The 21,348-nt window shown below is 63.2% G+C and carries 22 protein-coding genes; 13 read left to right on the top strand and 9 right to left on the bottom strand.

Annotated features, from left to right (window positions below; genetic code table 11):
* Positions 1–78 precede the first annotated feature (78 nt).
* The 5 genes from KJQ96_RS04690 (at position 79) to KJQ96_RS04670 (ending at position 5,452) form a co-directional block, all read left to right on the top strand.
* Entirely contained in the window at positions 79–1,116 is a 1,038-nt protein-coding gene (locus KJQ96_RS04690) for a ligase-associated DNA damage response exonuclease (RefSeq protein ID WP_213285847.1), read from the top strand.
* A complete protein-coding gene (locus KJQ96_RS04685) occupies positions 1,113–2,969 on the top strand; it encodes a cisplatin damage response ATP-dependent DNA ligase (RefSeq protein ID WP_213285543.1) in 1,857 nt (618 codons plus the stop codon). Before KJQ96_RS04690 ends, KJQ96_RS04685 begins: the two co-directional genes overlap by 4 nt.
* Positions 2,970–3,065: 96 nt before the next feature.
* Complete coding sequence (locus tag KJQ96_RS04680) at positions 3,066–3,368, top strand: DUF6460 domain-containing protein (RefSeq protein ID WP_213285542.1); 303 nt, start codon at positions 3,066–3,068, stop codon at positions 3,366–3,368.
* Positions 3,369–3,392: 24 nt separating this feature from the next.
* A complete protein-coding gene (locus KJQ96_RS04675) occupies positions 3,393–4,127 on the top strand; it encodes an MBL fold metallo-hydrolase (protein ID WP_213285541.1) in 735 nt (244 codons plus the stop codon).
* Positions 4,128–4,129: 2 nt separating this feature from the next.
* Positions 4,130–5,452 carry an MATE family efflux transporter gene (locus KJQ96_RS04670; protein WP_213285540.1) on the top strand — a complete coding sequence of 441 codons (1,323 nt, stop codon included), beginning with the start codon at positions 4,130–4,132 and terminating at the stop codon, positions 5,450–5,452.
* A gap of 182 nt (positions 5,453–5,634) precedes the next feature.
* Here the strand turns inward: KJQ96_RS04670 and KJQ96_RS04665 are convergent, their stop codons facing one another.
* Together KJQ96_RS04665 and KJQ96_RS04660 are read right to left on the bottom strand one after the other, a co-directional pair.
* Positions 5,635–6,732: a quinone-dependent dihydroorotate dehydrogenase gene (locus KJQ96_RS04665; protein WP_213285539.1), complete on the bottom strand. Its 1,098-nt coding sequence runs from the start codon at positions 6,730–6,732 to the stop codon at positions 5,635–5,637.
* Positions 6,729–7,073 (bottom strand): DUF952 domain-containing protein, encoded by a 345-nt coding sequence (locus tag KJQ96_RS04660; protein ID WP_213285538.1) that lies wholly within the window; start codon positions 7,071–7,073, stop codon positions 6,729–6,731. The genes KJQ96_RS04665 and KJQ96_RS04660 overlap by 4 nt, the downstream gene beginning before the upstream one ends.
* 185 nt (positions 7,074–7,258) lie before the next feature.
* On the opposite strand from KJQ96_RS04660, the gene KJQ96_RS04655 reads away from it, so the two are divergent.
* Together KJQ96_RS04655 and KJQ96_RS04650 are read left to right on the top strand one after the other, a co-directional pair.
* Complete coding sequence (locus KJQ96_RS04655) at positions 7,259–7,909, top strand: helix-turn-helix transcriptional regulator (RefSeq protein WP_213285537.1); 651 nt, start codon at positions 7,259–7,261, stop codon at positions 7,907–7,909.
* Positions 7,910–7,920: 11 nt separating this feature from the next.
* Entirely contained in the window at positions 7,921–8,439 is a 519-nt protein-coding gene (locus KJQ96_RS04650; protein WP_213285536.1) for a mismatch-specific DNA-glycosylase, read from the top strand.
* A 119-nt stretch (positions 8,440–8,558) separates the two neighbouring features.
* Here KJQ96_RS04650 and KJQ96_RS04645 read toward each other — a convergent pair whose 3' ends face one another.
* From KJQ96_RS04645 to KJQ96_RS04625, 5 genes are all read right to left on the bottom strand, one after another.
* Positions 8,559–9,341 (bottom strand): class II aldolase/adducin family protein, encoded by a 783-nt coding sequence (locus KJQ96_RS04645; protein ID WP_213285535.1) that lies wholly within the window; start codon positions 9,339–9,341, stop codon positions 8,559–8,561.
* Between the two features lie 207 nt (positions 9,342–9,548).
* Positions 9,549–11,192, bottom strand: coding sequence for a lysine--tRNA ligase (locus tag KJQ96_RS04640; protein WP_213285534.1), 1,644 nt, complete (start codon positions 11,190–11,192; stop codon positions 9,549–9,551).
* Positions 11,193–11,362: 170 nt separating this feature from the next.
* Positions 11,363–12,280, bottom strand: a complete 918-nt coding sequence (locus KJQ96_RS04635) for a transporter substrate-binding domain-containing protein (protein ID WP_375293138.1) — start codon at positions 12,278–12,280, stop codon at positions 11,363–11,365.
* 90 nt (positions 12,281–12,370) lie between these two features.
* Complete coding sequence (locus KJQ96_RS04630; RefSeq protein ID WP_213285533.1) at positions 12,371–12,961, bottom strand: SCO family protein; 591 nt, start codon at positions 12,959–12,961, stop codon at positions 12,371–12,373.
* Between the two features lie 23 nt (positions 12,962–12,984).
* Positions 12,985–13,173, bottom strand: a complete 189-nt coding sequence (locus tag KJQ96_RS04625; RefSeq protein WP_213285532.1) for a hypothetical protein — start codon at positions 13,171–13,173, stop codon at positions 12,985–12,987.
* 346 nt (positions 13,174–13,519) lie between these two features.
* Between KJQ96_RS04625 and KJQ96_RS04620 the strand changes: the two genes are divergently transcribed.
* From KJQ96_RS04620 to KJQ96_RS04610, 3 genes are all read left to right on the top strand, one after another.
* Positions 13,520–14,914 carry a cytochrome B6 gene (locus KJQ96_RS04620; RefSeq protein WP_213285531.1) on the top strand — a complete coding sequence of 465 codons (1,395 nt, stop codon included), beginning with the start codon at positions 13,520–13,522 and terminating at the stop codon, positions 14,912–14,914.
* Between the two features lie 54 nt (positions 14,915–14,968).
* Positions 14,969–15,610, top strand: a complete 642-nt coding sequence (locus KJQ96_RS04615; protein WP_213285530.1) for a DUF4142 domain-containing protein — start codon at positions 14,969–14,971, stop codon at positions 15,608–15,610.
* A gap of 85 nt (positions 15,611–15,695) precedes the next feature.
* On the top strand, positions 15,696–16,193 hold the full coding sequence (locus KJQ96_RS04610; protein WP_213285529.1) for a ferritin-like domain-containing protein: 498 nt from the start codon (positions 15,696–15,698) through the stop codon (positions 16,191–16,193).
* A gap of 71 nt (positions 16,194–16,264) precedes the next feature.
* Here the strand turns inward: KJQ96_RS04610 and KJQ96_RS04605 are convergent, their stop codons facing one another.
* Positions 16,265–16,735 (bottom strand): hypothetical protein, encoded by a 471-nt coding sequence (locus KJQ96_RS04605; protein WP_213285528.1) that lies wholly within the window; start codon positions 16,733–16,735, stop codon positions 16,265–16,267.
* 283 nt (positions 16,736–17,018) lie between these two features.
* On the opposite strand from KJQ96_RS04605, the gene KJQ96_RS04600 reads away from it, so the two are divergent.
* On the top strand, positions 17,019–18,677 hold the full coding sequence (locus KJQ96_RS04600) for an FAD-binding dehydrogenase (RefSeq protein ID WP_213285527.1): 1,659 nt from the start codon (positions 17,019–17,021) through the stop codon (positions 18,675–18,677).
* Positions 18,678–18,798: 121 nt separating this feature from the next.
* On the top strand, positions 18,799–19,149 hold the full coding sequence (locus tag KJQ96_RS04595) for a RidA family protein (RefSeq protein WP_213285526.1): 351 nt from the start codon (positions 18,799–18,801) through the stop codon (positions 19,147–19,149).
* A gap of 71 nt (positions 19,150–19,220) precedes the next feature.
* Here KJQ96_RS04595 and KJQ96_RS04590 read toward each other — a convergent pair whose 3' ends face one another.
* Positions 19,221–20,360 (bottom strand): alpha/beta fold hydrolase, encoded by a 1,140-nt coding sequence (locus tag KJQ96_RS04590; protein WP_375293137.1) that lies wholly within the window; start codon positions 20,358–20,360, stop codon positions 19,221–19,223.
* Between the two features lie 265 nt (positions 20,361–20,625).
* Between KJQ96_RS04590 and KJQ96_RS04585 the strand changes: the two genes are divergently transcribed.
* Positions 20,626–20,991, top strand: a complete 366-nt coding sequence (locus KJQ96_RS04585; protein WP_213285525.1) for a nuclear transport factor 2 family protein — start codon at positions 20,626–20,628, stop codon at positions 20,989–20,991.
* Positions 20,992–21,348: the final 357 nt, after the last annotated feature.

Here is a 21,348-nt window from a genome sequence, read left to right as displayed (position 1 = left end):
ATGCGCGGGTCAAGCCCGCTCATGACGGCTGAACATCACACGGCTGAACATTGCGGGGAAGCGCCCTATATAAGCCGGATGCGTCCGCATGACATCCTGTTGCCAGTTGCTGCCGGCCTGTGCTGCAAGCCGGGCGGCTTCCATATCGATCCCGTTCGCCCGGTCGAGCGCGCCGTGATTACCCATGGCCATTCCGACCACGCCCGGCCCGGCCATGGCGCCGTGCTCGCCACGCAGGAAACGCTCGACATGATGCGGCTGCGCTATGGCGACAATTTTGCTGCGACCACGCAGGCAATTCGCTATGGCGAAGAGGTCCGCCTCGGTGACGTCAAGATCAAGTTTCACCCGGCGGGCCACGTACTGGGCTCGGCACAGATCGCCGTTTCCTGCAAGGACCTCTGCATCGTTGCGTCCGGCGACTACAAGGACGCGATCGATCCGACCTGTGCGCCATTCGAAGTCGTGCCCTGCGATGTCTTCATCACCGAGGCTACCTTCGGCCTGCCGGTGTTCCGCCATGGCGATGCGGCGGATGAAGTGAAGAAGCTGCTCACCTCCGTCGCGCTGTTTCCGGAACGCGCGCATCTGGTCGGGGCCTATTCGCTCGGCAAGGCGCAGCGCGTGATCGCGCTGTTGCGCGAGCAAGGCTACGACGCGCCGGTCTATCTGCATGGCGCGATGGAAGGGATCACGCGCTACTATGAGAGCCGCGGCATAGCGCTCGGCGAGCTGCGGCTGGTGAAGGGCATGAAGAAGGCCGATCTCGCCGGCACCATCACGCTGGCGCCGCCGACGGCTACCTCTGACATTTGGACGCGGCGATTCCCCGATCCGGTCACGGCGTTTGCCTCGGGCTGGATGCGGGTGCGGGCGCGCGCCCGCCAGCGCGGCATCGAACTGCCGCTGGTGATATCCGACCACGCCGACTGGGACGGGCTGACCGCGACCATCGCGGCCACCGGCGCCGGCGAGGTCTGGGTCACGCACGGCCAGGAAGACGCGTTGGTGCATTGGTGCAGGGCGCGCGGGCTTGCCGCGCGGCCGCTCGATCTGGTCGGCTACGGCGATGAGGAGGAACACGAGGTGGTCGCGGCCGACGAGGCCGAGACATGAACCGCTTTGCCGAATTGCTGGATCGACTCGCCTACGAGCCCGGCCGCAACAACAAGCTGCGGCTGATCACGGCCTATTTCCGCGACACGCCCGATCCCGACCGCGGCTACGCGCTGGCGGCGCTGACCGGCGCGCTGTCGTTCAAACATGCGAAGCCGGGGCTTGTTCGTGACCTGATCGTGGATCGTACCGATCCGGTGTTGTTCGGACTGTCCTATGATTATGTCGGCGATCTCTCGGAAACGGTCGCGCTGATGTGGCCGAAGGGCGGAGAAAATTACCGATTGCTGGACCACCCCTCTCCCCAGCCCTCCCCCGCAAGGGGGGAGGGAGCGCAGTTGCGTGCTGGGCAGTCACCAGGATCGAAAGCCGCAGCAACGACTCTCTCCGTTCCCTCCCCCCTTGCGGGGTCCGAGGCGAACGAAGCTCGCTCTCGAGGTCAGGGAGAGGGGTATCCCACGGGTGGTCTCAATATTGACCCACGCCATAACAACCCGCCTCCTCCCACCCTCTCCGAAGTCGTCGTTACCCTTCGCACGCTCGGCAAGACCGAGCTGCCAAGCCAGCTCGCACGATGGCTCGACGAGCTCGACGAGACCGGCCGCTGGGCGCTGCTAAAGCTGGTCACCGGCGCGATGCGGATCGGTATTTCGGCGCGGCTGGCGAAAACGGCCGCAGCGGCTTTGGGCGACAAGGACCCGCAGGAGATCGAGCTGATCTGGCCGGGGCTCGCCCCGCCCTATCTCGAATTGTTCGCGTGGCTGGAAGGCCGCGGCGACAAGCCGGTCAACCGCGATCCGGCACCGTTCCGCCCGGTGATGCTGGCGCATGCGATCGAGGATACGGATTTCGCCAGTCTCGATCCGGCCGATTTCATCGCGGAATGGAAATGGGACGGCATTCGCGTGCAGGCAGTAAGCGGTCGCGATGAGCGCGGGCACATGCAGGCGCGGCTCTACTCGCGAACTGGCGAGGACATCACCAACAGCTTTCCCGACCTTCTGCCGTCGCTGCATCTGCCCGGCGCGATCGACGGCGAACTGCTGGTGCTGCGCGATGGCCGCGTGCAGACCTTCAACGTATTGCAGCAGCGGCTCAATCGAAAAGTCGTCTCGCCGAAGTTGACCAAGGACTTTCCGATTCACCTGCGCGCCTACGACCTGCTCGGCGACGATGAGAACGACCTGCGAGAATTGCCGTTTATCGAGCGCCGAGCGCATCTCGAAGTGTTCGTCCGGAAACTGGACGACCCGCGCATTGATCTGTCACCGACCATTGCCTTCGATAGCTGGCAGGCGCTGATAGCCGCGCGCGCCAACCCCGCCAACGCCGGCGCGGGTGAGGACGCCGATGCCGTCGAGGGCGTGATGCTCAAGCGCCGCGACGCGCCCTATCTGCCGGGCCGACCCAAGGGCCAGTGGTGGAAATGGAAGCGCGATCCGCACATCATCGACGCCGTCTTGATGTACGCGCAGCGCGGCCACGGCAAGCGCTCGTCCTATTATTCGGATTACACCTTCGGCGTCTGGACCTCGGGCGAGGACGGCGAGCAACTGGTGCCGGTCGGAAAGGCCTATTTCGGGTTCACCGATGAAGAGCTGTTGCAGATCGACCGTTTCGTTCGCCGCAACACGACCGAGAAGTTCGGCCCGGTCCGCCATGTCGTGCATGAGCCGGACCAGGGGTTGGTGCTGGAAGTGGCGTTCGAGGGACTGGCGCGCTCGCCGCGGCACAAATCCGGCGTCGCGATGCGGTTTCCGCGCATCAGCCGGCTGCGCTGGGACAAGCCGCCGCGCGAGGCCGACCGGCTGGAAACGCTGGAACGGATGTTGAAGGACGTGACGGCAAATTAACATTCCGCAGACGCATGGCGGCCATTGACCGATATGAGCGGGTTCCCCATGTGCCCCGCCGTGCCTATAATGCGCACGACCCGCGAGGAGAAACCGATGCCCAACGACGTCAGAGACCTGCCGGCCAACAATGACGGCCTGTATCGCTTTCTCGGGGGCTCGCCGCTGTCGGTGGCGTTCCGGCTGATCCTGTTGTCGATCCTGGTCGGCGTGGTGCTCGCCGCGATCGGGTTCGATCCCTGGAATATCCTGCACAGCATCCGCGTGCTGTTCCAGCGGCTGTGGGATCTCGGCTTCGACGCCGTCAACTGGCTGTGGCGCTACTTCCTGCTCGGCGCTGTGATCGTGGTCCCGATCTGGCTACTGTCGCGGCTGTTCGGCGCCCCGCGCGGGCGATAGTTACTCGTTGGGCGGTGGCAGCCGATGCAATTGCGATTTGTCGGCTGCGGCGATGCGCTCGGCTCCGGTGGCAGGTACAACACCTGCTTCCACGTCACCGGTAGCCGCGTTAACTTCCTGATCGATTGCGGCGCATCGTCGCTGCCGGCGCTGAAGCGGCTCGGCATTGCGCGCGACGAGATCGATCTGATCTTGATCACGCACTTCCACGGCGACCATTTTGGCGGCCTGCCGTTCCTGCTGTTGGATGCGCAGTTCACGCGACGTTCGCGCCCGCTCGTCATTGCCGGCCCGCAAGGGATCGAGACAAAACTCGCCAGTCTGATGGAAGCGCTGTTCGAGCATTCATCGAAGACAAAACAGCGCTTTGATCTCTTGGTCGTCGCACTTGAACCGGAGCAAAGCCGCACATTCGGGGAGGTCACGGTCACGCCCTATCCCGTCGTTCATGGCGAATCCGGTGGGCCCTTCCTGGCTTATCGCGTCGAGGCGGAGGGCCGCGTCATTGCCTATAGCGCCGACACCGAGTGGACGGAGACGCTGATCCCGGCGGGGCGCGACGCCGACCTGTTCGTCGCCGAGGCATATTACTTTGACAAGATCGTCAAGAATCATCTGAGCCTGAAAACGCTCGCAGCGCATATGCCCGAGATCAACCCGAAACGGCTGGTGCTGACGCATATGAGCGACGACATGCTCGGGCGGCTGGGCGAACTGCCCTATACCGCGGCCCATGATGGCATGGTCGTCGAGCTCTAGGTATGCATTCGCCGCTAGCTCCGTCGAAAGTCACGACAGCACAGGTGTTTGCCATCGCCGGTCCCGCGATGGTCGCAAACTTGACCACGCCGCTGATCGGCATCGTCTCGACTACGGCGATCGGCAGGCTCGGCGACGCCACGCTGCTCGGCGGCGTGGCCTTGGCCTCAGTGCTGTTCGACTGCATGTTCTGGCTGTTCGGATTCCTGCGCATGAGCACGGTCGCATTTACCGCGCAATCGCTCGGCGCCGGCGAAACGTCGGAACTGCGCGCCATCCTGGCACGCGGGCTGATCGTCGCGGCATTGGTCGGCGCGGCCTTGATTGCCCTGCAGATACCGCTGGCATCGATTCTGCTGGGCGTGATGGGCGGCAGCGACAGCGTTACACAGGCGGCAAAGACGTACTTCGCGATCCGGATCTGGTCAGCGCCGCTGGCGCTCGGCAATTATGTGGTGCTGGGATGGCTGGTCGGGCAGGCCCGGGCCAAGCTGGCGCTCGGCACGCAGATCACGATCAACCTCATCAACGTGGCGGCGACCGTCGTGCTGGTGCTGGCGCTCGACTTCGGAATTGCCGGCGCTGCAATCGCCGCGCTGATCGCAGAAGCCGCAGGCCTGATGCTCGGATTGCAGATCGCCCGCCAGCTTTCGAAAGGGCAACTCGCGGTTTCCCGCGCGATGCTGTTCGATCCTGCCAAGCTGATGCGCATGCTCTCGGTCAACCGCGACATCATGATCCGCACCGCCTCACTGATCGCGGCGTTTTTGTTCTTCACCGCACAGGGCGCGCGTGCCGGCGACGTAACGCTCGCCGCCAATGCCGTGCTTAATAATTTTCTGCTGTTCGCCGCTTTTTTCCTCGATGGCCTCGCCAACGCCGCCGAGCAGCTCTGCGGCCGGGCCTATGGCGCCCGCAATAAGGCGGCCTTCGCCGGCGCCGTCAAGCTCGTCGTCATGTGGGGCTTTGGCTTCGCGCTCGCCGTCGCCGCCTGCTTCCTGCTGTTCGGGCCCGCTTTTGTCGACATGATGACGGCAAGCGTGGAGGTGCGGCGCATCGCGCACGACTTTTTGCCGTTCGTGATTTTTGCGCCGTTGCTCGGCGTGTTCGCCTTTGCCTTTGACGGCATCTACATCGGCGCCACCTGGGCGCGCGACATGCGCAATCTCATGGTGGCTTCGCTGGTGATCTTCCTCACCGCGTGGTTTGCGCTGCGCTCGTTTGGCAATGCCGGACTGTGGGGCGCGCTACTGGTTCATTACGCCGCGCGCGGTGGGTTAGAAGCGCTGCGGTATCCGGCACTGTTGAGGAAGTCGTTTGGATGAGAAAGGCGACGCTCCTCTCCCTCGCCCCGCTCTTGCGGGGAGAGGGGTCGGGGTGAGGGGCGGTCTCGGCGAATTCGATAGAATGGAGTATGCGGAAACTCCCCTCACCCGGCGCTTCGCGCCGACCTCTCCCCGCGAAGAGCGGGGCGACGTAACTCAAAACGCGCTTGCGCGCGACGAGATCACCTCACCGGCCAGTCCTCGGCGGTAATCGTCGCGGCGTCGGCACCAACGATCTCCGACAGCGAATCACGTCCCGTGCGCAGCAAGGTCGAGGCGAGATCGTTTTTGATGTCGTCGACGAGACCAAGCCCCTTGTAGACCAGCGACGAATAGATCTGGATCAGGCTTGCGCCGGCGCGGATTTTGGTCAGCGCCGCGCCGCCGGAATCGATGCCGCCGACGCCGATCAACGGAAACGCACCTTCGGTGCGGACATAAGTCTCCGCCACCATGCGGGTCGACAGTCGAAACAGCGGCCGTCCCGACAATCCGCCCTGCTCTTTGGCGCGGGCCTGCTCGCGCAGGATCGAAGGGCGCGCCAGCGTGGTGTTGGCGACGATCATGCCGTCGACGCGGCGCGAGCGCGCGATATGCACGACGTCGTCGAGTTCGGCGAGGCTGAGATCGGGCGCGATCTTCAGCAGCACTGGCGAATCGCCTGCATTCTTCCGCACCCGTTCGCGCGCATCGATCACCTTGGCGAGCAGTTCGTCGAGCGCGGCCGCTTGCTGCAAATTGCGCAGGCCCGGCGTGTTCGGCGAGGAGACGTTGACCGTGAAATAGCTCGCGACGGGTGCAAAGGTCTCGATCAGCTTGACATAATCGGCGACGCGGTCGGAGGAATCCTTGTTCGCCCCGACATTGACGCCGATAATGCCGCCATGATGGGCGCGCGCCGCCAGCCGCCGCAATGCGGCTTCGGCACCGTCATTGTTGAAGCCCATGCGGTTGATCACGCCTTCATCCCGCTCGAGCCGAAACAGCCGCGGCCGCGGATTGCCGCCCTGCGGTTTCGGCGTCACGGTGCCGATCTCGACGAAGCCGAAACCGAGTCGCAACAGCGCGTCGGGCACTTCCGCGCTCTTGTCGAAGCCCGCGGCCATGCCGATCGGATTGGGGAAATTCAGGCCGAAGGCGCGTACCGCCAGTTTGTGGTCGTCGGCGCGCGGCTTGACCGACGGCAGTAGCCGCAGGCCCTGGATCGCCATGCGATGCGCGTCCTCAGGATCGAACCAGCGCAACAGCGGCAGCGAGAAGGCGTCGAAAGCGCGGATCACGGGAGTAGCTCCGGAATGTCGTGCGTGCCATCGGACCGCGCGCGCATGTCGAGAATGCCGGTCACCGCGCCGAGATCGAGTTCGCCGTAGAGATGCGGAAACAGTTCGCCGTTGCGCGAACGCTCCCAGCGCAACGCATCCCCCAGCGCGTCGGCGTCGACCGCGATCAGGAACAGCCCGGTCTGGCCGAAATAATGCTTGCGCGCGGTCTCGGCGACCTGGGACGGGGTCGAAAAGTGAATAAAGCCGTCGCGCAGATCGTCGCTACTTCCTCGGTAGACGCCCTGCCGTTCGGCCTCGCGCCAAGCCGAGGCAGGAGTGATTTTATAGATCGTGGGCACCGCTTTCCGGACTTCCTGCTTCTCGTTGAGTCTCTTGGGATTTTCCCGGAAAAGGCCGGGTTGGCGGCCGACCGTAAAGGCGGCCCGCGCCTAACTCAAGCGCTGCGGTCACAGACTTCGGCTGGAAGAATTGCGCGAACCGGCCAAATCAGGCAATAATTCCTAGACCGCTTCAGGGATTTTCGATGGCCAGACAGGCCAAGGCGCAACGCATTCTGACCCACAGCCAGATCTGGACCGCGCTCGACCGGCTGGCGGAACGTGCCGGCATGTCACCCTCGGGTCTTGCCAAGCAAGCCGGCCTCGATCCCACCACGTTCAACAAATCCAAGCGCATCGCCGCCGACGGCCGCGAACGCTGGCCGTCAACGGAATCAGTTTCCAAAGCGCTGGCTGCGACCAATTCGTCGGTCGAGACCTTCGTGCAATTGATCGGAGACGGCGCGCGCAGCCAGCAGTCGGTGCCGCTGCTCGCCCTGGCGCAAGCCGGCGGCGGCCATTTCGACGATTCCGGCTTTCCCGCCGGCAAGGGCTGGGGCGAGGTGGCGCTGCCGTCGACCACGGACGAGCATGCCTACGCGCTGGAAATCTCGGGCGACGCGATGAAGCCGACCTACCGCGACGGCGACATCATCGTGGTGTCGCCGGGCACGCCGATTCGGCGCGGCGACCGCGTGGTGCTCAAGACATCAGACGGCGAAGTGATGGTCAAGGAATTGAAGCGCCGGACCACCAAAACCCTGGAACTGCAGTCGCTCAATCCGGCGCATGCCGATCGTACGCTTGAGGCCGACGACGTCGCCTGGATCGCCCGCATCGTATGGGTGAGCCAGTAGGATTGCCTTCCGTGACGGACGTGCTGAGCGACCTGCTGCAACATTCTCTTCGCATCGTGTTGTGCGGAACCGCCGCCGGGACGACGTCCGCTGCCCAGCGGGCCTACTACGCGCACAGGCAAAATAAGTTCTGGGCGATCTTGCACGAGACGGGGCTGACGCCCGAGCCACTGCAGCCGCATCAATATCGCAGCCTGCTGCGACATGGGATCGGCCTGACCGATCTGGTGAAAGCGGGCGCGGGGATGGACCGCGCCACGCTTCCCAAATTGACGGCAGCGGATCGCGCCCGGCTGAGCAATGCAATCGCGACATTCCGTCCGCAATTCCTTGCGTTCACCAGCAAGACGGCGGGGCAGAAATTCTTCAACGGCAAGCGGGACTATGGCGAGCAGTTGGAGCTGATCGGCGATACCAGGGTATGGATACTGCCGTCGACTTCAGGTGCCGCAAATGGAAGCTGGCGCCCGGAGATCTGGCACCAGTTTGCGGATGAGGTGAAAGCGGTGGGCGCGCGGACAAGCCGCTGATTTCACCACAGCGTCGCCCCTGCGAACGCAGGGGCCCATAACCACAAATGCCCGTGGCGAAAAATAACGTCTCCCAGGCTGCCCTTTCCGCAGGCCGCGGCGTATGGGTCGACGGAGAATTACGTCGCGTAATCCGGCTCCTTGCGGTCGAGCATCCGTTTCAACGCATCGAAATGCCGCTGCGCCGGGGTCGGGCCCTTGTAGAGATGCTCGTCCTTGTAATCGCGCTTGGTTTTCTCCACCACAGGCGCAGGAAGCTGTTTCAGCTTCTGCCCGGTCCACATCGCGTAGATCTGCACCTGGGCGGCACGCTCGACGTAATACAGCATGTCATAGGCTTCCGCGATGGTCGCGCCGACGGTGGAGATGCCGTGATTGGCCATGAACAGCACGGTCTTGTCGCCGATGACTTTTGCAAGCCGCGCGCCTTCGGCGGGATCGAGCGCCGGTCCAGTGTACTCGTCGTCATAGGCAATGGCGCCCGACAGCCCGACCTCGGTCTGGCCGATCTCCTTGATGCGGGGATCTTCCAGCCGCGTCAGCGCGCTGGCATGCGGCATATGGGTGTGAAACACCGCCTTCGCCTGCGGCAACGCCTTGTGGATCGGCGCATGGATGCAATAGCAGGACCGCTCCACCTCGCCTTCGCCGCTTTTAACCTCGCCGTCGTCGATGCCGACTTCCATGAAGCAGGACGCCGTGACTTCGGACCAATGCGTGCCGAACGGAATCTGGTAGTAGCGGTCGCTCTTGCCCGGCACCACGAAGGTCAGGTGGTTGAAGATGCCTTCGGAAAATCCCTGGATGAAGGCCAGCCGGTGCGCGGCCGCGAGATCAACCCGCGCCTGCCATTCCTCGGCGCTGTACTCGCTGAGCGACTTCGGCGAAACCTGGAACTGCATGAGCTTTCTCCCTAATGCGCTTGTTTGCTCGCCCCTCGGCGGAGGCATTGACGGCTGTTATGCGCAGTAGTGTAGCGCAATCCGGCATCGCCATGGCTGAAATTGCGGCGGACCTGCCATCCCGGTTTGCGGGTCCGAGCCGCAGCCGAGCCCTCCGGGGTCGTCCCGGCCGCCTTGAGCCTGCGTTCGCAGGGACGACCGAGACAGCTACGCACTCCGTGCCAGCGCGCCGTCGATCATTGCGATGGCATTCGATACCCCGTACACCGCGACGAACGAGCCGAAGCGCGGGCCCTTCTCCTGGCCGAGCAGCACCTGATAGAGCATGTTGAACCAGTCGAGGGAGACGCCGGGCCGGCCGTCCTTGCCCTTCTTGACAGGATCGAGGAACGGCTCGCGGCGGCCGATCTCATAGACCACGTTCTGGATGTCTTCGGCGCTCGACCCCGCCGGCATGTTTGACAGCGCGTCGCGCAGATCCTGCAGCGCGGCGCGCTCGCTGTCGGTCGGCTCGCGGAACTTCTTGGTCGGCGCCACGAAGTCGCGATAGTAGTTGATGGCGTAGCCGACCATCGCGTCCAGCTTCGGGTGCGTTTGCGGCGTGACGCCCGGACGATAGCGGCCGATAAAACCCCACAGCGTTTCGGCGTTCTCCGCATTCGAAGACGACACCAAGGTCAGCAGGAGCTGGAAAGTGACGGGCATATCCGCTTTCGGCGGCTTGCCGGAATGGATGTGCCAGACCGGGTTGGCGAGCTGCTGCTTGGCGTCCTGCCGCGGGAAGCCGTCGAGGAATTGCTGATAGTCGTCGACATTGCGCGGGATGACGTCGAAATAGAGCCGCTTCGCCGCCTTCGGTTCGCGATACATGAACAGCGACAGCGATTCCGGCGAGGCATAGCGCAGCCATTCGTCGATGGTCAGCCCGTTGCCCTTCGACTTCGAGATCTTCTGGCCCTTTTCGTCGAGGAACAGCTCGTAATTGAAACCCTCCGGCGGCGTGCCGCCGAGCGCCGAGCAGATCTTGCCAGACAACTTCACGGAGTCGATCAGGTCCTTGCCGGCCATTTCGTAGTCGACGCCCAGGGCGAACCAGCGCATCGCCCAGTCAGGCTTCCATTGCAGCTTGCAATGCCCCCGGGTGACGGGGATCGTGACGCGCTCCTTGGTCTCGGGATCGTCATAGGAGACGGTGCCGGCCTTCACATCGTGCTCGATGATCGGGACATACAACACCATGCCGGTGCGCGGGCAGATCGGCAGGAACGGCGAATAAGTAGCCGCGCGTTCCTCGCGCAAGCTGGGCAGCATGATTTTCATGACCGCGTCGAGCCGTTCCAGCATGCGCAGCAGCGCGGCGTCGAACCGGCCCGAGGTGTAGTAGTCGGTCGAAGAGGCGAATTCGTAGTCGAAGCCGAACGTATCGAGGAACGCGCGCAGCCGCGCATTGTTGTGCGCGCCGAACGACGGGTACTCGTTGGAGAACGGATCTGGTATCCGCGACAACGGCTTGCCGAGATGTGACGCCAGCATCTCCTTGTTCGGCACATTGTCGGGCACCTTGCGCAGGCCGTCCATGTCGTCGGAGAAGGCAAGCAGCCGGGTCTTGATCTTGTCCTCGGTCAGCACGCGAAAGGCGTGGCGGACCATGGTGGTGCGCGCGACCTCGCCGAAGGTGCCGATATGCGGCAGGCCCGAGGGACCGTAGCCGGTCTCGAACAGTACCTCGCCCTTCGGGTTCTTCTTCAGCCGCGCGACAATGGCCTTGGCCTGCTCGAACGGCCAGGCATTGGATTGTTCGGCGAGCGCGCGCAGATCGCTCGGGCTGGCGGCAAGGTCGATGACGGACATTTAAAAGGCTCTCCAAGGGCGCGGAAACTAGCGCTTCCGCGCAAAAATGCAAAATGGTGGGCTCTCCGCCGTCATTCCGGGATGGTGCGTAAGCACCAGACCCGGAATCTCGAGATTCTCAGGTGCGCAATCGCGCACCATAGTTCGCTTCGCGCCCCGGAATGACGGTGCTAAAACGGACTAATCGAAAAATACCGCAGCCACAGATCGGTGAAGCGCCCTTTTTCCCAGATCCGGAACAGCGCCCAGTTCAGCGACGTCCGCAGCAGATCATTGCCCTTGCGCACCGCGATCCCGATCCCTTCGCCGAAATAGCGGCTCTCAACGAAGGGCCCGCCGGAAAAGGCGCAGCATTCGGCGGAATCGGTGCCGTTAATCCAGAACGCCAGCGAGATCGCATCGCCGAAGATGAAGTCGACCTCGCTCCGCCTGAGTGCCAGCCGCAGCGCGTCGTCGTTCGGGTAGGATTTGATCTCGGCGTCGGTGAACATCGCCTTCAGATAGGCCTCGTGCGAAGTGCCGGCGATGACGCCGACCTTCTTGCCTTCGAGATATTCCGGGCGGACCTCCGGCATTACGGCGTCACGCCGCGACACGAAGCGCGCCGGCGCGCGGTAATAGGGATCGGTGAAATCGAGCCTTGCGCGCAGCGCCGGCGTCACCGCCATGGAAGCGATAATGGCGTCACCCCGATTGCTTGTGATTGCATCGACCAGCGTCTCGAACCGGCGCATCTGGATGGTGCAGGAGATCTTGATCTCGTCGCACAGCGCGCGCGCCAGATCGACGTTGAAGCCGGCGGGGTTGCCGTCGGGGCCGGTAAAATTGAACGGCGGGTAATCAGTCTCGGTCAGGAACCGGATCACGGTCAGGCGCGACATGTCGGGCCGGTCCGGGCGCCGCCGCGGGTCCCAGAAGCCGGGCACCGCCTGCGGGGCCGCCTCGACCGCAGGACGCGGTTGGGTTTGCGCCTGCGCCGCGTTACCGCCGAGAGCCGTCAATGCAGACACGATCGACAGCCCGACCAGCCACGTGCTGATGGTTCGATGCAGTCTTGCATTGGTTAACTGGACGTTAAGATATGGCATTTTCGGCAATGGCTTTGCGGAATTTCACGGCCTTATAGACCATCCGGCCCGCGATGCGAGGCCGTTTTCGCTCCTCGGCCAGCTTGCCGCTCAGAGATAGCGCTTCAGATCCTTCGCGGCTTCCTCGGGCGTCCGTTTCAGGTTGAAGGGCGCTACGAAATTGCCATCGCGATCCATCAGATAGACCAGCGCGGTGTGATCCATGGTGTAATCGCCGTCCTTGAGCGGGACTTTCCGGGCATAGACCCGGTAGGCCGAGAGCACTTTTGCCACCGCGTCCGGCGGGCCGGTCAGCCCCTTCAAATGCGGGTCGAAGCTGGAGAGATAGTCCTTCATCGCGGCCGTCGTGTCGCGCTCGGGATCGACGGAGACGAACCAGGCGTTGACGCGATCGGCATCGCTGCCCATTGCCTTCAGCACTTCCGATATCTCGAAGAGCGCGGTCGGGCAGACATCTGGGCAATGGGTGAAGCCGAAGAAGATCAGTGTCGGCTTGCCCTTTAAATTCTGCTCGGTGACGGTCTGGCCGGCCTGGTCGGTCAGTTGAAACGGTCCGCCGATCGCGGCCGGCGCCGTGACGGTTCGCAAGCCGCCCATTGCCCACAGCATGATCGTCAGCCCGACCGCGAGGCTCGCGGCGAAGGCAGCGATAATCACCAGCGGGCGAATGGTCCGGTCCATATCAGGAATTCCCTATTGCCCGGTCAGAAGCAGGCCGAGATGCCGGCGGCGATCATTTCGAAAAACACCGTGGTGCCGTAATGGAACCACAATGCAGCCGCGCCGAGCACGGCCAGCGCACCGAGGCCGGCAGCGCTCCAACCAATCGCCACGGGCACCCCGCTTTGCCGGGCGGCCACTATGTCCTGTCGGGTGGAGATCGGCTGAACCATGAAGGTTCAGATAGGGCGAGTTCCCCGAGCAAGCAAGCGGAATGGCCGTGGGCTGGATCACGTCATGCGGAGGGGCAAGCTGCGGCAAAAGCGACGGCGATGTCGCCGGAGAGGGCCGCAGCAAGCGCGACGCGCTGAGGTGCTTCCACACGTGGGGGTAGACCTTGCGAATCTGCCGAGGCGATGTCCAGCAGAAGTTGCGAATGACGCAGTCGAAATCGGCAAGCACCGCCGCTGCAGTGTTTCATTAGGAACAAAGAGGAGTAGCACGCGTTTGGCAGCGATCTGCGTTGGGAGCCTGCATTTGTCGCGCTCACCTTGCGCACTCCGAAGTCGGAGGCCATCAATGTCAAAACGCCTGAGAGTTGCTCTTTTGCTGGCCGGAGCAGGCCTGCTTGCAGTCGCCGCGCTAGCCGATCCCCTTCCTCCCGACGCGACCTATCGGCCACTTCCGACGCTGCCGTTCGACGCCGTGAAGGCGCTCGATGAGGCCCAGAAGCCGCAGGTCATGCAGCGCCAGCAGGCCCTGCTTGAGCAGCGCTACGACCTCTCGAATCGGCCGATTGCCAACGTCATTATGTCGGGCGGACGAAAGCCGGTGCAGGGCGGTGTGCGTGTCAAGCTCCCCGCGGGCGTTACATGGGACAGCCTGTCGGCGATGAGCCCGGACGAGATCCGCGAGCGCGGCCTGCTGCCGGCCGGATTCATACCGCTGCCGCACGTCAAACAGGCGACTGGCGGTCAGGTTTTTCCGAACCAGCAGATCGATGAGGTAGGCCGGCAGGAGCTCCGCAATATCAGGCGTTTCGATGTCGATTTCGACCTTCCGGATCGGTTCACGCCCGAGTTTCCACCGCCGATCTTTCTCACAACCCACCCGGAGTTGGGCGACGTCTCCCACGGCCAGCTCCTGACAATCAAGAATTATTATCAACTAATGGTCGGCCTCCTTACCCCTGTGCAGATGGAGGGACTGCGTCTCCTGCTGACGCCGTTCCCGCAGGAAGAGTTCAACCAGACAGAGGATCGCAAGAGCTCGGACCAGAGTCTTGGCGTCACCTGCCTTGACTGCCATGCGAACTTCCACACCAACGCGGCCTTCCACCTAACGCCCGACGTTCGTCCGCAGGCAGCGCGCTTCCGCCTCGACACGGTGAGCCTTCGTGGCATGTTCAATCAGCAGATTCACGGCTCGAAACGATCGCTACGCTCGGTAGAGGACTTCACCCAATTCGAGCAGCGGACGGCGTATTTCAACGGCGATCACGTCAGCGCGCAACGCAAGGGCGTGAACCTGCCGGACCGATTTGATCAGGTGCCGATGATGGCGCAGATGCAAAACATCATCGACTTCCCGCCAGCACCGAAGCTCAACCCGTTGGGACGCCTGGACCCCAGCAAGGCGACCCAGCAGGAACTCGCAGGAGAACAGGTCTTTCTGGGCAAGGGCCAGTGCGGACAATGCCATACGCCGCAGACATCGTTCCTGGACAACAACATGCACGATCTGAAGCTCGAGCGTTTCTACAATATAGGCCAGACCGTCAACGGACTGGTGGCGCTGCCCGATGGATCAATCAAGACCTTGACGTTGCGCGGCATCAAGGACTCGCCGCCCTATTTGCATGATGGGCGGCTGCTGACGCTCGCCGACACGGTCGAGTTCTTCAACCTGGTGCTCGGCCTGAAGCTGACACAGGAAGAGAAGGATTCGCTGGTGGCCTACATGCTCACGCTCTGACGCCACCCTGCGCTCGCGGCGGTCAGCGTCCCTTGGCCGCCAAAGGAGGTTGAAATGAATCGCTTCGTTGCCTTCGCATCGCTTGCCGTTGCGCTTCTTGCGCCACCCGCCCTTGCCCAATCGACCAATCCGGCGAGCCCGGCACCCGGCAATCCCGGCGGCATGCCGCCAGGCACCAAACAATCAGCGCCCGGTGTGCCCGCGCCGCGGCAAACCAATCAGCCGGACCTAGCCTTCATTCACGCGGCAACCGCTAGCGGAATAGCTGAGGTGGAGTTCGGCAAGCTTGCGGCACAAAAAGCATCGGGCCGGGCCGTGAAGGAATTTGCCCAGCGCATGATCCGTGACCACGGCGCTGCGAATGACAGGTTATCGGCGCTTGCAAAGGCGGGCGGCATTGCGCCGGCCGATCGACCGAACGAGGAACACAAAGCCATGCGCGTCAGGCTCGAACAATCTGACGGCGCCCAGTTCGACCACGCCTACATCCAGGGCCAGATCATCGAGCATCAGAAGGCAGCACAGCTTCTGCAATACGAGATCGGTTCAGGCGAGAACGCGGAACTGAAGAACTTCGCATCGGACGTCCTGCCGACTGTGTTGAGCCATCTCCGGATGGCACAGGCCATTGCCATGGAAATGGCGCAGCAGAGGCAAGCTGAGGTGCCGCCAGGAGATCGAGAGAAGCGAAAGTAACTGGCATTCGAAAAAGGCCGTCGGCGAGGAACGCTCAGCATCTCTGTTGATTGTGCCTCAATAGTCAATCTGAAAGGAGACGACAATGGCAACCAGTGCTCGTGATATCTTTGTGGTCGGGTTGCGTAACGCACATTCGATGGAGGTCCAGGCCCGTGAGCTGCTGGAGCGGCAGTCTGAGCGGCTGGACGATTACCCGCAAGTCAAGGCCAAGGTTCGAGCCCATCTGGAAGAGACGAATGGCCAGCTCAAGCGACTGGAGCAGTGCCTCGAGTCCTGCGGCGAAACGACCTCCAGCCTGAAGGACACGGCGCAATCGATAATGGGCAACACCGCTGCGATGCTGAACGCGATGGCGGGCGACGAAATTCTGAAGAACACGTTCGCAAACAATGCGTTCGAACATTTTGAGATCGCGGCCTACAAGTCCCTGTTGGAACTTTGCGGCGCGGCCGGTATGGAATCCGCGCGCGCCCCGCTTCAGGCATCACTCCAGGAGGAACAGGAGATGGCCGCCTGGATCGATGCAAACGTTGGAAACGTGACGCGCGAGTACGTCGCCCACGAAGCGCGCGCTGCCTAGGATCCGGCAGGCTGTTGTTGTGGACTGAGCCTGACGACGCTCCGGCGTTGCGGAGCCGCACCCGTTCGGGATCAGCGCGGGGCCGGCTTGTTCGAGGAGGCCTGAGCGTCGAGATAGCAGGGCCTGTACATCGCCTGAAGCTGCTTGCCACGCAGGAAGAGCATGCGCTGGGTCAGGCCACCGCGGGCCGCGATCCACCTCCGTACCGGGGGCGGATACATCGAATACAGCATCTGGGTTGCTTCGGGGTTGGTGATGGCACGGCCGTTGGCGCCGAAATCCCAGGCCGCATGGAAGCCGAGATTGGCATGCGAGGTAACGCATATGCGGTCATGGGGAACCGCGCCGAGCACGATGGTGCAGGCCGAGGCGCACAGCCCATCGATGATGACGGTTTCGCCCGAGGAGCGGAGGCCCTGATACCTGTCGACGTAGGTGCCGATCCGGCCGCCGCGATCATCGGCTATCCGCACCACTGCCTGGCTCGCCCCCACTCCCGCCAGCAGCAGCACCGCGGCAAGCAACCCCGTCACCAGCTTCATATCCCGCCCCAGTCCAAAAATGTCGAAACCGAATCTGATCGTCTTCGTGATGCAAGACGTGGCGTAGCGTCGTTTGAGATCGTGATTTTGTCTAGGCAGCCACAGCTAGTCAAAACAAATTCAAATTAAGTGTTGCTTGGCCGCTGCACCCGCCGCGCGCAAAGGTCCCAAACTGGAACAAACGACTCTTGCCGAGGTGGCGATGCGTTACAGCAGAGTCCGATTGCCGTTGACCGCACGCGAGGACGCGGGCTTGAATCAAAACGGCACGGGGGAGGAAACGATGGCTGACGATGCAGACGTAATTGTGGTCGGCGGTGGCTTGGCGGGGCTGGTCGCGGCGACGGAGATCGCAGATGCCGGCAAGCGCGTCATTGTCGTCGACCAGGAAGGCCAACAAAGCCTTGGCGGACAAGCCTTTTGGTCGTTCGGCGGATTGTTTCTAGTCGACTCTCCCGAGCAGCGCCGGCTCGGCATTAAAGATTCGTTTGATCTCGCATTGCAGGATTGGATGGGCACCGCGGGCTTCGACCGCGACGACGACCATTGGCCGAAGCGATGGGCGGAAGCCTATGTCGCGTTCGCGGCCGGCGAGAAGCGCGACTGGCTGCGCGCTATGGGCCACCGTATTTTTCCGGTGGTCGGCTGGGCCGAGCGCGGCGGCTATGACGCGATGGGCCACGGTAATTCGGTGCCGCGCTTTCACGTCACCTGGGGCACCGGCCCGGGCATCGTCGAGCCGTTCGAACGCCGCGCGCGCGAAGCGCAAAAAAATGGCCGGTTAACGTTCAAGTTCCGCCACCGCGTCGACACACTCATGATGAGGAACGGCGCGGTCGAGGGGATCGGCGGCTCGGTGCTCGAGCCCGACAGCGTCGAGCGCGGCAAGACCTCCTCGCGCCAGGTCGTCGGCGATTTCACGCTGCGTGCGCAGGCCGTGATCGTCGCTTCCGGCGGCATCGGCGGCAATCATGACATGGTCAGGCAGAACTGGCCGAAGCGTCTGGGCGCGCCGCCGAAATTCATGATCTCCGGCGTGCCCGAACATGTCGACGGCCGCATGATCGGCATCACCGAGGCGGCCGGCGCGCGGCTGATCAACCGCGACCGGATGTGGCACTATGTCGAGGGTATCCGGAACTGGAACCCGATCTGGCCGCGCCACGGCATCCGTATCCTGCCCGGCCCCTCCTCGATGTGGTTCGACGCCACGGGCAAGCGCCTGCCTGCGCCGCTCTTCCCCGGCTCCGACACGCTCGGCCAACTGCAATACATCATGTCGACCGGCTACGATTACTCCTGGTTCATCCTGACCCAGAGCATCATCAAGAAGGAGTTCGCGCTCTCCGGCTCCGAGCAGAATCCCGATCTCACGGGTAAGAGCTGGCGCATGACGATCAAGCGCGCCACCAACAAGGGGGCTCCGGCGCCGGTGGAAGCGTTCAAGCAGAACGGCGCCGATTTCATCGTGCGCGACAATCTCGGCGACCTCGTCAGCGCGATGAACGCGCTCGCCGGCAGCGACCTGCTCAAGCCCGATCACATCAAGGCGCAGATCGAGGCACGCGACCGCGAGATCACCAACCCCTATGTCAAGGACGCGCAGGTGATGAACCTGCACAATGCGCGCCGCTACATCGGCGACAAATTGATCCGCACCGCAAAGCCGCATCGGATTCTCGACCCCGAACACAGCCCGCTGATCGCGGTCAAACTCAACATATTGACGCGCAAGACGCTGGGCGGTTTCGAGACCGATCTCGACTCGCGCGTGTTCGGCACCAACGGCGAGATCATCAGGGGGCTGTACGCCGCCGGCGAAGCCGCCGGATTCGGTGGCGGCGGCATGCATGGCTACCGCTCGCTGGAAGGCACCTTCCTCGGCGGCTGCCTGTTCTCAGGGAGGAATGCGGGACGCGCGGCGGCAAAGGCGGCCTCCTGACTTCTTGCCGCGATGGCCGGGCTTGTCTCGGCATGGCGGCTCCAATCTCAATGCAAATAACGCAGTGGCGCATAGGACACGAGCGCGCTAAGTAACCGCCGCCCCCTATCAGGAGAACAATATGACAATCCAGCGCTTCGAAACCGGACCTCGCATGAGCCAGGCCGTCGTCCACGGCAGCACCGTCTATCTCGCCGGCGTCGTTGCCGGCAAGGCTGCCGGCAAGAGCGTGACCGAGCAGACTCAGGACATTCTCTCGATCATCGACGGCCATCTCGCCAAGGCCGGCACCGACAAGTCGAAGCTCTTGTCGGCCACGATCTACATTACCGACATGAAGACCTTTCCCGAGATGAACGCGGTGTGGGACGACTGGGTCTCGGCCGGCAACACGCCGGCGCGCGCCACCGTCGAGGCCAAGCTCGCCGCCCCGCAGTACAATGTCGAGATCATGGTGGTCGCGGCGAAGTAACGTCAGCCAACCGATAAACCATCTTGCTGCCCCGGATTGCAGGCGCAATCTGGGGTATTTTCATCTGCCTCTCACGCGCTGATCCGTGCGCCCGTGACATCGCCGATATCAGCCTGAAGCCACCGGGCGATCCGGCGCCAGGAATGGCGCAAGGCCCTGCGCCCCATGAATAGGCTGAGATGACCGCATGGCTCGGACGCCCGTTCCAGCCATGCCGGCGGCGTGCCCAAAAGCCGCGCGGTTGCGAACGCCTGATCGGGCGGGACAACGATGTCGTTCTCTCCCGCCAGCAGGAAGACCGGCACGCGCACCTCGGCGGGATCGATCCTGCGGCCGAGCGCGACGAAATGCCCTTCAGCGATCTGGTTCTCGCGAAAAACCCGGCCGGTCGCCTCGAGATAATAGGCTCCCGGCAGATCCAGCGTCTCGCGATCCCAGCGCTTGAAACGGTCCAGCAGCATGCGCGCCTCGTCCGATCCATCGCGAAGATTCCTTTGCAGCACGGCTTCGACCTCATGCTGGCTGAATGGAATGTTCCAGAACCGCAGCATGTGTTGGCCGCTCACGATCCCTTCGCCCTGCTGCACCATCTGCTCGAAAGCCGCCTGCGGAAGTGCGGCCACCATCTTCGAAAGCTCTGACGGCGCGGATACATCGACCGGGGCACCGGCAAGCACCAGCCGCCGCACCTTGCCGGGGAAACGAGCGGCGTAGACCAGCGACAGCCACCCGCCCTGGCACAGGCCGACAAGATCGACCGGCGCGCCGATCTCGTCGATCGCCACATTGAGTTCGGCCAGATAATTGTCGATCGACAGATGGCGCATTTCCGGCGTGGCCGAGCGCCAGTCCGTGACATAGATGCGGTTCATGCCGTCTCGTTGCAGCGCCCCTACCAGACTATGGCCCGGCGCGAAGTCCGCGACCAGCGCGCCGTGCAGCGCATAGGGCGCGCAAACGAGCACCGGCTGCCCCGCATTGCCTCGCGAAAACGCCCGCAGCCGCATCGACGGAAGTTGTAGCGCCACGACGTTTGGCGTGGTCCAGGCCAGCGGCATCTGCTCCGGCGCCTGGGAAGGCGCAGACTTGGGATCGGCGAACCATTGGGCGTAGCTGTCGAGCGCCAATCGCGTCGCTTCCAGCGGCCACAGCCATACCTGCGCCCAGTCGGCGCCCGCATGCTGCTTCGTCGTCCTGGGTTTCTCTGCCACGCCCGTTCCCTGATTGATCGATACACCATGATGAGGACGGCAAGAGCCGAGGTCGCATACTTTTTACGCCAGATCCGGCGCAGGCCCTAGCCCGATCGATCGTCGGAAATAGGTCAGCACCGCATCCGCAACATGCATGATTGCCAAAAATCGAAATCCTTGACCTCTGAGGTCAATCCTTGACCTCTGAGGTAATCGATTGGCGTGTCGGATTTTTCGATAGTCGGTCAGCCGGCCCATTCGGCCGGAACGAAGGGAGAGCATGATGACCGACATCAACAAGATTGCCCGCAGCTACATCGATCTGTGGAACGAGCGGACGCCAAGCCGCCGCCGCGAAATTCTCAGCCAGAACTGGACCAGCGATGCGCGCTATATCGACCCGCTGATGTCGGGCGACGGCCATGACGGCGTCGACGCGCTGATCGCGGGCGTGCAGCAAAAGTTTCCGGATTTCAGGTTCAGGCTGATCGGCGAGCCCAATGGCTTTGGCGACCACGTCCGCTTCTCCTGGGGCCTCGGCCCCGACGGCGGCGACAGCCCGATCAAGGGCACGGACTTCGCAGTCCTCCGCGACGGCCGCATCCGCAGCATCACCGGCTTCCTCGATCAGGTGCCGGCGGGGGCGTAGCCGACCGACCATCATCTCACACAGCGCGCCACTTACGAAGCTGTCATCCCCGCCAACGGGTCGCGCGAATGCGCGCCCGATGACAGGCTCCGGCGGAGATCCAGTACGCTGCGGCTTCGCGGTTCTATCACTGACGTCTCTGGGATACTGGATCGTCCGCCTTCGCGGACGATGACAACTGAGTATGAGGCGGCATTCTCGCGACGCATTGCGCCCGAGCTTTGCTCTCAACTTCCCGTCCCTCTCCAAACAGAGGGCGCAGGGAAGACCGGGTGCTGGCTGCACCCGCGGTCTCGTGTGCCATTGCGCATCAAGAACACGCACACGAGCATACAGGTACAGCGGAAGCATCCCGGC

It is taken from the genome of Bradyrhizobium sp. sGM-13 (assembly GCF_018398875.1).
GTDB lineage: Bacteria > Pseudomonadota > Alphaproteobacteria > Rhizobiales > Xanthobacteraceae > Bradyrhizobium.
Note: the sequence above shows the minus strand (reverse complement) of the source record. Positions and strands in the feature narration are given on the sequence as shown.

Excerpts from the sequence above, each read along its gene's own strand:
- KJQ96_RS04625 (WP_213285532.1), bottom strand. The coding sequence starts at position 13,173 with ATGGTTCAGCCGATCTCCACCCGACAGGACATAGTGGCCGCCCGGCAA.
- KJQ96_RS04635 (WP_375293138.1), bottom strand. The coding sequence starts at position 12,280 with ATGCCATATCTTAACGTCCAGTTAACCAATGCAAGACTGCATCGAACC.
- KJQ96_RS04610 (WP_213285529.1), top strand. The coding sequence starts at position 15,696 with ATGGCAACCAGTGCTCGTGATATCTTTGTGGTCGGGTTGCGTAACGCA.
- KJQ96_RS04620 (WP_213285531.1), top strand. The coding sequence starts at position 13,520 with ATGTCAAAACGCCTGAGAGTTGCTCTTTTGCTGGCCGGAGCAGGCCTG.
- KJQ96_RS04675 (WP_213285541.1), top strand. The coding sequence starts at position 3,393 with ATGCAATTGCGATTTGTCGGCTGCGGCGATGCGCTCGGCTCCGGTGGC.
- KJQ96_RS04615 (WP_213285530.1), top strand. The coding sequence starts at position 14,969 with ATGAATCGCTTCGTTGCCTTCGCATCGCTTGCCGTTGCGCTTCTTGCG.
- KJQ96_RS04655 (WP_213285537.1), top strand. The coding sequence starts at position 7,259 with ATGGCCAGACAGGCCAAGGCGCAACGCATTCTGACCCACAGCCAGATC.
- KJQ96_RS04600 (WP_213285527.1), top strand. The coding sequence starts at position 17,019 with ATGGCTGACGATGCAGACGTAATTGTGGTCGGCGGTGGCTTGGCGGGG.
- KJQ96_RS04605 (WP_213285528.1), bottom strand. The coding sequence starts at position 16,735 with ATGAAGCTGGTGACGGGGTTGCTTGCCGCGGTGCTGCTGCTGGCGGGA.
- KJQ96_RS04685 (WP_213285543.1), top strand. The coding sequence starts at position 1,113 with ATGAACCGCTTTGCCGAATTGCTGGATCGACTCGCCTACGAGCCCGGC.
- KJQ96_RS04670 (WP_213285540.1), top strand. The coding sequence starts at position 4,130 with ATGCATTCGCCGCTAGCTCCGTCGAAAGTCACGACAGCACAGGTGTTT.
- KJQ96_RS04645 (WP_213285535.1), bottom strand. The coding sequence starts at position 9,341 with ATGCAGTTCCAGGTTTCGCCGAAGTCGCTCAGCGAGTACAGCGCCGAG.
- KJQ96_RS04630 (WP_213285533.1), bottom strand. The coding sequence starts at position 12,961 with ATGGACCGGACCATTCGCCCGCTGGTGATTATCGCTGCCTTCGCCGCG.
- KJQ96_RS04595 (WP_213285526.1), top strand. The coding sequence starts at position 18,799 with ATGACAATCCAGCGCTTCGAAACCGGACCTCGCATGAGCCAGGCCGTC.
- KJQ96_RS04680 (WP_213285542.1), top strand. The coding sequence starts at position 3,066 with ATGCCCAACGACGTCAGAGACCTGCCGGCCAACAATGACGGCCTGTAT.
- KJQ96_RS04585 (WP_213285525.1), top strand. The coding sequence starts at position 20,626 with ATGACCGACATCAACAAGATTGCCCGCAGCTACATCGATCTGTGGAAC.
- KJQ96_RS04640 (WP_213285534.1), bottom strand. The coding sequence starts at position 11,192 with ATGTCCGTCATCGACCTTGCCGCCAGCCCGAGCGATCTGCGCGCGCTC.
- KJQ96_RS04690 (WP_213285847.1), top strand. The coding sequence starts at position 79 with ATGCGTCCGCATGACATCCTGTTGCCAGTTGCTGCCGGCCTGTGCTGC.